Source organism: Corynebacterium sp., from assembly GCF_052107835.1.
Taxonomy (GTDB): domain Bacteria; phylum Actinomycetota; class Actinomycetes; order Mycobacteriales; family Mycobacteriaceae; genus Corynebacterium.
Genome location: NZ_JBQEDF010000010.1, coordinates 71,980 through 79,756 on the forward strand (window position 1 = coordinate 71,980; position 7,777 = coordinate 79,756).

Annotated in this window: 10 protein-coding genes; 3 read left to right on the top strand and 7 right to left on the bottom strand. The window is 68.7% G+C overall.

The genetic code is table 11. The features are described 5' to 3' along the window. Window positions 1–4: 4 nt before the first annotated feature. From ACTIL2_RS04330 to ACTIL2_RS04350, 5 genes are read right to left on the bottom strand one after another with little or no spacing between them, the layout of a single operon-like run. On the bottom strand, window positions 5–853 hold the full coding sequence (locus ACTIL2_RS04330; protein WP_442336229.1) for a carbon-nitrogen hydrolase family protein: 849 nt from the start codon (window positions 851–853) through the stop codon (window positions 5–7). Next, window positions 844–2,091 (bottom strand): MSMEG_0569 family flavin-dependent oxidoreductase, encoded by a 1,248-nt coding sequence (locus ACTIL2_RS04335; RefSeq protein WP_442336230.1) that lies wholly within the window; start codon window positions 2,089–2,091, stop codon window positions 844–846. The genes ACTIL2_RS04330 and ACTIL2_RS04335 overlap by 10 nt, the downstream gene beginning before the upstream one ends. Window positions 2,092–2,110: 19 nt before the next feature. Next, entirely contained in the window at window positions 2,111–2,407 is a 297-nt protein-coding gene (locus ACTIL2_RS04340; protein WP_442336231.1) for an MSMEG_0570 family nitrogen starvation response protein, read from the bottom strand. Then, window positions 2,400–3,311, bottom strand: a complete 912-nt coding sequence (locus tag ACTIL2_RS04345) for a carbon-nitrogen hydrolase family protein (RefSeq protein WP_442336232.1) — start codon at window positions 3,309–3,311, stop codon at window positions 2,400–2,402. The genes ACTIL2_RS04340 and ACTIL2_RS04345 overlap by 8 nt, the downstream gene beginning before the upstream one ends. Window positions 3,312–3,321: 10 nt before the next feature. Then, the gene (locus ACTIL2_RS04350; RefSeq protein ID WP_442336233.1) at window positions 3,322–3,849 is read right to left on the bottom strand and encodes an MSMEG_0572/Sll0783 family nitrogen starvation response protein; all 528 of its coding nucleotides are present in this window, start codon (window positions 3,847–3,849) and stop codon (window positions 3,322–3,324) included. Between the two features lie 204 nt (window positions 3,850–4,053). Between ACTIL2_RS04350 and ACTIL2_RS04355 the strand changes: the two genes are divergently transcribed. Beyond that, window positions 4,054–5,337, top strand: a complete 1,284-nt coding sequence (locus tag ACTIL2_RS04355; RefSeq protein WP_442336234.1) for an adenosylmethionine--8-amino-7-oxononanoate transaminase — start codon at window positions 4,054–4,056, stop codon at window positions 5,335–5,337. Beyond that, a complete protein-coding gene (gene bioD, locus ACTIL2_RS04360) occupies window positions 5,334–6,020 on the top strand; it encodes a dethiobiotin synthase (RefSeq protein WP_442336235.1) in 687 nt (228 codons plus the stop codon). Before ACTIL2_RS04355 ends, bioD begins: the two co-directional genes overlap by 4 nt. On the opposite strand, the gene ACTIL2_RS04365 is transcribed toward bioD, so the two are convergent. Continuing rightward, the gene (locus tag ACTIL2_RS04365; protein ID WP_442336236.1) at window positions 5,980–6,351 is read right to left on the bottom strand and encodes a type II toxin-antitoxin system VapC family toxin; all 372 of its coding nucleotides are present in this window, start codon (window positions 6,349–6,351) and stop codon (window positions 5,980–5,982) included. The genes bioD and ACTIL2_RS04365 overlap by 41 nt on opposite strands. Then, the gene (locus ACTIL2_RS04370) at window positions 6,348–6,545 is read right to left on the bottom strand and encodes a type II toxin-antitoxin system VapB family antitoxin (RefSeq protein ID WP_442336237.1); all 198 of its coding nucleotides are present in this window, start codon (window positions 6,543–6,545) and stop codon (window positions 6,348–6,350) included. Before ACTIL2_RS04370 ends, ACTIL2_RS04365 begins: the two co-directional genes overlap by 4 nt. Window positions 6,546–6,854: 309 nt before the next feature. On the opposite strand from ACTIL2_RS04370, the gene ACTIL2_RS04375 reads away from it, so the two are divergent. After that, complete coding sequence (locus ACTIL2_RS04375; protein WP_442336238.1) at window positions 6,855–7,589, top strand: SH3 domain-containing protein; 735 nt, start codon at window positions 6,855–6,857, stop codon at window positions 7,587–7,589. The last annotated feature ends 188 nt before the right edge of the window (window positions 7,590–7,777 follow it).

Sequence of the window (7,777 nt, forward strand, 5' to 3'; positions counted from 1 at the left end):
GGTCTCAGCCCCCTTCCGGTGCCAGCCGGTACGCCCGGGTACTGCGCTGCCGCAGGTGGTTCATCTGCCTGCGGGCGGTGTAGACGCCGGCGTCGATGTCGATGCCCAGGGTCACCACGCCACTCTTCGACCAGGTCTTGCCCAGGATCTCCCCGGCCGGGTCGACGATCTTCGCCTGGCCGAGGAACCGCAGGCCCTCGAACGCACCGGTCTGGTTCGATGAGACGACGTAGGCCTGGTTCTCCGCGGCCCGGGCACAGTCGTAGAGGTCGAACAGGTGCGCCTGCCGGTCATTGGCGAGCCGGTCGGCGCGCCGGGTGACGCTGGCGGGCCAGGCCGAGAGACAGGCGATGAGCTTCGCCCCGTCGAGGGCGAGGGTGCGGGCGGCCTCGGGGAAGGTCTTGTCGAAGTCGGTCATCAACCCGATGCGTCCGACCGGTGTCTCGAAGGGGCGGAAGTCCGTTCCGGCGGTGTAGACCCGCGACTCGTTCAGCGGCAGGTGCACTTTGCGGTGCGTGCCCAGGATCCCGCCGCCGTCGAGGCAGACCGCCGTGTTGTAGCGGGCCCCGTCCGGACCGCGTTCGGTGACGCCGAGGCAGACCACGAGGTCTCCCGCCGCGGCCGTGACCGCGGCAATCTCGGGGCCGTCGAGGTCGACCGCCGGGGGCAGGTCGGCGTCGGGGCCGCTGGGGTCCCTCAGGTCGCCGATGTATCCACCGATCGCCGCACTCGGCAGGACCAGGAGTCCGGCCCCGGACGTGTGGGCGTGCCGGATCATGCCTTCGATCTTGCGCAGGGCACGGCCGGTGTCCCGTCCGAAATGGGCGGCGGCGGTGGATACGGTCAGGACCATGCGGGGACACCCATCCGGGAGACGATGTGCCGGGCGTCCTCGGCGACCCCGAGGAAGCGGCCGGACCCCCAGGTGTGCAGCCAGGGCAGGCCGATGAAGAAGAAGCCGGGGACCGCCGTCTCCCCACGGTCGTGGGCGGGGTGGCCGTGGGCGTCGAGGACGGGCAGGTCGCCGAGCCAGCTCCAGTCCGAGCGGAAGCCGTTGGACCAGATGACGGTGCCTATCCCGTCGAGCGGCAGGGGACCGGGATCGCTCTCCGGTGTCCACACTGGTTCGTAACGGCGCTCGACGGGGGCGTCGATGCCCTCGCGTTCGATGAAGGCGTCGATGTCGTTCTTGATGGACTCGGCGACGGAGTCGGCGTGGTCGAGCTTCTCGGCGACGGTGTCGTCGAAGACGATGGACCCGTCCTGCACACCGAGCGCCCGGCCGTGCAGGCCCATGCCACGCAGGGCGAAGGCGCGCAGGTCGATGTCGCGGCCACCGTCGCGTCCGGTGACGTAGTGGTTGGTGGACTCGCGCTTGGACAGTCCCCTGGTTTCCGCGGGGATGTCGTAGATGCCCATCCTGGCCAGCCAGGTCATGCAGTCCATGCCGCGGTAGAAGCGGGCCACCCGGGGGGCGTGGCCGAGTGCGAGGTGGACGGTGCGTCCGGCGATGAACAGGTCCTCGGCGATCTGGGTGCCGGACTGCCCGGTACCGACGACCAGGACGCCGCCGTCGGGCAGCTGGTCCGGGTTGCGGTAGTCGTGGGAGTGGATCTGGGTGATACGGTCCGGCAGGTCGGACGCCCAGGAGGGGTAGGACGGGGTGTGGTATCCGCCGGTCGCGGAGACGACGCGGTCGGCGGTGATGGTGCCTGCACTGGTGGTGAGGTGGAACGGTCCGTCCGGCGCGTCCCGCGTGACCAGGGTGACCGCGACCCCCTCCGCCACGGGGAAGTCGAAGGAGTCCGCGTAGCCGCGAACCCATCCGTAGACCTCGTCGCGGCCCATGAAGCCGTCCGGCAGCGGGCCCTCGTAGGCGTAGCCCGGCAGGCGGCAGTGCCAGTTCGGGGTGACGAGGGTGAAATTGTCCCAGCGGGCGTCGCGCCACTGGTGCACGACCGTGTCCTTCTCGAGGACAACGTGGTCCTCGCCGGCGGCGAGGAGTTCATGGCTGACGGAGAGCCCCGCCTGCCCGCCACCGACGATGGCGGTGCCGGTGTGGTCGCCGTCGTGGATCTCGGTGTTCTTCATGGTTCGGCCTTTCCGTGGTTCAACTGGGCAGCGGGGGTTCCAGTGCAGTGACCCGGACGGCGTCCCCGCCACCGGGCCAGCGTCCGGCGTCCGCGTGGATCCGGGCCGTGGTCTCCGCGGCCGAGGTGCAGGCGACACCGAACTTCGCGCGGACCCGGTCGCTGGCCCGGGTCATGGCGGTGGTGCTCCGTTGCACGAAGTCGTCGACCGTGTAGTCGGCGCCGGTGGTCAGGTGATCGTGGACGACGAGGCTGGGGGAGTAGTAGCTGCGTTGTGTGCCGTCCGGCCAGCGGACGGTGAAGGACATCTCAGGCATGGGAGAGCTGCCTCCACCCGTTGACGTTCTCGGTGCCTTCCTCCGCCACCGGGCCGTAGATGTCCGGACGCCGGTCCCGCAGGTGGAACATTCCGGCGCGCATCGTGCGGAAGGTCCCGTCCGGGTCGATGTCGGCGATGGCCAGGCCGGCGTCGAGGTAGGTGTTGGCCAGGATGTTCCCGCCGGGATCGACGATCTTGGCGTTGCCGACGTAGCGCAGTGAGCCGAACGTGCCCGCCTGGTTCGAGGCGACCCAGAACACCTGGTTGTCCAGGGCCCGGGCGATGTCGAACTGGTTGTGCCGGTACGTCCAGCGGTCCTCCTGCAGGTTCTCGGCCGTGGCGGTGCGGGCCGCCGGCCACGCGGAGAGGCTGATGATGATCTCGGCGCCGTCGAGGGCGAGCATCCGGGCGGCCTCGGGGAAGGCCTTGTCGTAGCAGATCTGCAGTCCGATGCGTCCCACCGGGGTGTCGAAGGCGTGGTACCCGTCGCCGGCGGAGTAGGACATGTTCTCACCGAGGGGCTGGTGGACCTTGCGGTACGAGCCGTACACGGTGGAGCCGTCCAGGCAGACCGCGGCGTTGTACCGCGTTTCCCCGCCGTCGGCGTCCGTCCCGAACTCGCAGAAGCCGATGGCCACGACCGTGTCGCCCGCCAACTCCTGAAGGCGGGCGATCTCCGGGCCGTCGAGGGTGATGGCCGGGGGCATGGAACGGTTCGTGTCCTTCAGGGTGTCGCCGTGGTTGCCCAGCGACGACAGGTACCCGCCGACCGAGGCCTCGGGGAAGACCACCAGGTCGCAGCCGGCATCCCGGGCCTCGTCGAGGATGTCCCCGATGAGGGTGAAGTTCTGTTCCAGGTCACGGGTGAAGTTCGCGGCGACCGAGGCGACCTTGATCGGCATCGTGGGCCTCCTAGAGGTTGTAGGTGGAGTTGATGATGGCGCCCTTGCCGGCGTAGTAGACCAGCGCGTCCTGGACGTCGAGTGGGTGGGCGGGGACGATCCCGGCGATGAGGTCCTCCTCGCGGATGCCGTGGAGTCCGAGGCCGAAGCGGCAGGCGAAGACGGTGCCGCCCTCCTTGAGGAAGGTCTCCAGGGCGCCGTTCACGGAGGTCTCCCCGGGGAAGCCCTCGGTGCCGATGGTGGGGAAGCCGCGGTTCGCGGAGGCGGCCAGGGTGCCGGGTCCGTAGAGGTAGATGACGGATTCGAAGCCCTTGCGCAGGGCGCGGGTGGCCTGGAGGATCGCGACGAGCGTCACGGACGACTCGTGCGGGATACCATGGACCAGGGTCAGGTAGGATTCACCGTTCTCCGCGGAGAGCTCCGGGAAGATCTTGGTGGAGCCGTAGAGGCTGTCGCCGGTCTCCTTCGCGGGGTGCTGGATCTCGTTGAGCGAGGTGTCGATGTTGGCGGCGATCTGGTCTGCGACGGGGTCGGACATGTCCGGTTCCTTTGCGGTGGTGTGGTTGCTGACACCGACCATGCTCGCGCCCGCCGGTGTCGGAGTGGTTTCATCCGGAATATGGTCACGTCAAATGACGGTGGGCCGGAGTGTCATACGGATGTAACGGGGTAACAGACAGTGTTCGGGTGTCGTTCGGGCGTGTGACTTGAACACAGTTCAAGTTTCGGCGACGATAGGAGCATGACAGCCGCCACCGTCGATGCCCACCACATCTGGCACCCCTACTCCGCCGTCCCCGGGCCACGGGAGAACCTCCGTGTCACCGCGGCGGAAGGGGTGTACCTCACTGTCGGGGACGGGCAGCTCATCGACGGCATGAGTTCCTGGTGGGCCGCCGCGCACGGTCACCGCCACCCCGGCATCATCGCTGCCGCGCACCGCCAGCTGGACGTCCTGCCCCACGTCATGTTCGGTGGCCTGACCCACGACCCGGCGGTGGAACTCACCGGGAAGCTCCTCGACCTCACCGACGACGCGCTCACCAAGGTCTTCTACTCCGACTCCGGGTCCGTGGCGGTCGAGGTGGCCGTCAAGATGGCGTTGCAGGCGCAGAAAGGGCTCGGCCACCCCGAACGCACCAGGCTGCTGACCTGGCGTTCCGGGTACCACGGGGACACCTTCGGCGCGATGTCCGTGTGCGACCCCTCCGGCGGGATGCACTCGCTGTGGGAGGGGACGCTGACGGAACAGGTCTTCGCCCCTGCGCCGCCCGTGCGGGGAAGCAGTGCGGCAGAACAGGACGCGTACCTGCGCGCCTTCGGCGACCACATCGACGGCACCGTCGCCGCCGTCATCATCGAACCGGTGGTCCAGGGCGCCGGCGGCATGCGTTTCCACGACGCCGCGCTGCTCACCGGTGTACGGGAGATCTGCGACCGGCACGGCGTCCTGCTCATCGCCGATGAGATCGCCACCGGGTTCGGACGCACCGGCGAGGTCTTCGCCACGTCCGGGGCAGGTGTCACCCCCGATATCCTGTGCGTGGGCAAGGCGCTGACCGGCGGGGTGATGACCCTGGCCGCCACGCTCGCCACGGACGGGGTGGCCGATGCCGTCAGTTCACCCGCGGGCGGCGGCGCGCTGATGCACGGACCGACGTTCATGGCCAACCCCCTGGCCTGTGCGGTGGCGGGCGCATCGCTCGACCTCGTCGCGTCCGGCTACTGGCGTGGGACCGTGCCCCGCATTGAAGGCGAACTCGACGCCGGGCTGGCACCGCTGCGGGACGTCCCGGGTGTGGCGGACGTCCGCGTCCTGGGCGCCATCGGTGTCGTCGAGCTGGAACAGCCACTCGACGACGCCGGGATGACGGCGGCGACGGACGCGGCCATCGACCAGGGGGTGTGGCTGCGGCCCTTCGGGAGACTGGTCTACTGCATGCCACCTTTCACCTGCACCTCTGACGAGGTCGCGGCGATCTGCCGCGGCGTTCGGGCAGCAGTCTGGACGGCGGTGCCACGATGATTCTGCTGGTCACGGGAACCGGAACGGACGTCGGCAAGACCGTCACCACCGCCGCGATCGCCGCCAACCTGCAGGGGCGCGGACGACGGGTGGCCGTGGCGAAGCCGGTGCAGACCGGGGAGGTCGGGGACTCGGGGGACCTGGCGACGGTGGGGCACCTCAGCGGGGTGACGGAACTCCACGGGTTCCACCGCTACCCCGAGCCGCTGGCGCCGGACCTCTCGGCACGCCGGGCGGGGATGCCCCCGGCGCAGTTGGACGAGGTGGCGGAGTGGTTGTGGCAGTTGGACGCGGAAGACCCGGAGCGCGTGCTGCTGGTCGAGGGCGCCGGGGGGATCCTGGTGCGCATGGGCGAGAACTGGACGCTGTGTGACCTCGCGCTGCGTCTCGGCGCGCCGGTGATCGTGGTGACCACACTGGGGCTCGGTTCCCTGAACGCCGCGGAACTGACGGTGAGGCACGCCCTGTGCGAGGGGGTCCGGGTGCTGGGGCTGGTCGGTGGCAGTCGTCCCGCGGAGGGCGACATGGATCTCGCGACGAGACTGAACATTGACGAGTTGCCGCGTGTGACCGGGGTACCGCTGCTGGGTTGCGTCCCCGCCGGGGCCGGGGAGCTGGCCCGTGAGGAGTTCGTGGCGGTTGCTACGCAGGCGGGTTCGGGGGTGCTACCCCGAGATCGGTAGCAGCCGTTGTGAGGCGCTTGTCCCTGGTCCACAGCGATGCGCCCACAACCAGCGCTGAGCCGAGCAGATGGACGTCGATGGCACTGAGCCCACGGCCCCGGAGTCGATGGTTGTCCACGAGGGTCAGCACTTCGCCGTGAGTGAGTTGCGGAGCGAAACGTAGGGAGCTGAGGAGCCCCAGAACAGAGCCACGGTTCTTCATTGACCCCAGGGCGAGTTCCTCGATTACACCTGGGTGGCTCAGGACCAGTCCATTGTCGAGACACTCGACAAGGTGGGGATCGCCCCGGTGGAGATGGTCGATCCATACCGACGTGTCCACGAGGATCACCCGGCGCCTCCCCTTCGCCGGGGAGCTGAGGTTGCCTGGGGGTCGGTACCGCCGAGGGCGGCGAGACGGCGGGCGCTCTCAATTTCGACGTAGGTCTCGAGACCTTTGCGGAGCAGTGCGGACCGCTCGGTTGTCCCGGAAAGGGCGGCCGCCTTGTCCATGAGTTCGTCATCGATGGTCACTGTGGTTCGCATGATTGTCTCATCCCGTATCGAATCATATGATGCTCATTATGATGCTCCATTATCCGGCGGCAAGCAAGCTTCTTTGCCGGGGAGCTGGCCCGTGAGGAGTTCGTGGCGGTTGCTGCGCGCAGCGGCGGCGATAACGAAGCCGGACGAACTTTCGATGGCGTAACCAGATGTGCAACCAATCACATTGCGAGCAACCACAATGATTGAGGTGTTTCTGACATGGTGACCCGCAGACGAGGTTCGGAAGTCCTCGCCATTGGGGCCAGCGCAGTACTGCTGCTTGGGGCGTGTGCGGGGGGAGACGGGGACGTGGCTGACAGTGAGACCGTGGTCCAGAACGGGACGAATGCCGAGGATGTCCAGGACGCGCAGGACGCGCCGGACGCCGCGGATCCTGCCGTCCCGCCCGAGGACGTGGTGAACGGTCCGGGGCCCGATGAACCCGACCCGGACGGTGACGGTGAACTCGCGCCTCCGGGCGAACAGGTGGAGACCTACTTCTCCACACCCGGGCAGGAGGTCGGTGTCGCCGGACTCGCCCCGGAGAGCGGGCCCCTGCCCGTCCGTACCGTGCCCGCCGGTGACGGCATGCAGATCGGGGAGATCGACCGGCTCGGCGCAGTCACCCTCGCCGGACGCGAGTGGAACAACCCGGGCCAGGAGGACGAGGGCTACTGGGCGGAGATCCACGTCGACGGCAAGACCGGCTGGGTACTCAGCGACCACCTCTTCCACTTCGGGGAGAACGCCAACGTGACCGGTGAGTACGAGGGCGTCCCGCCGTCCGGGGATCCGATGGGTGTCGTCGAGGCTGTCGCGTCCCAGTCCGCGGGGATGGAGCCCGCGCACTGGACGCTGATCAGCACACCGCAGGACTTCGGTGAACCCTTCTACCGGGTGGACGTCACGGGCATGCCGGACGACGCCCAGGCCGGCGAGCGGCTATTCATCACCGTCGACGAGAACAACGGCAGCTTCGGGGTCGGTCAGGTCGACCGCACCCTGGTCTGCGCCCGTGGCACGAGCGGCGGGATGTGTCTCTAGGGGACCCTCCCCGGGGTGACGGCCCGGACCGCGTGCCAGGGCCGCCTCCCTGGTGGTCCGGTACGGTAACTTTCGCACCCGGCGACGGAGCACAGAAATCCTGACCAGGGGTTTTGTGGGATCGACGTGGTGCCTTGGGTTCTAGTGGTCGTTGCAACACCCCTGACCAGTTCAGGAGGCCACCATGG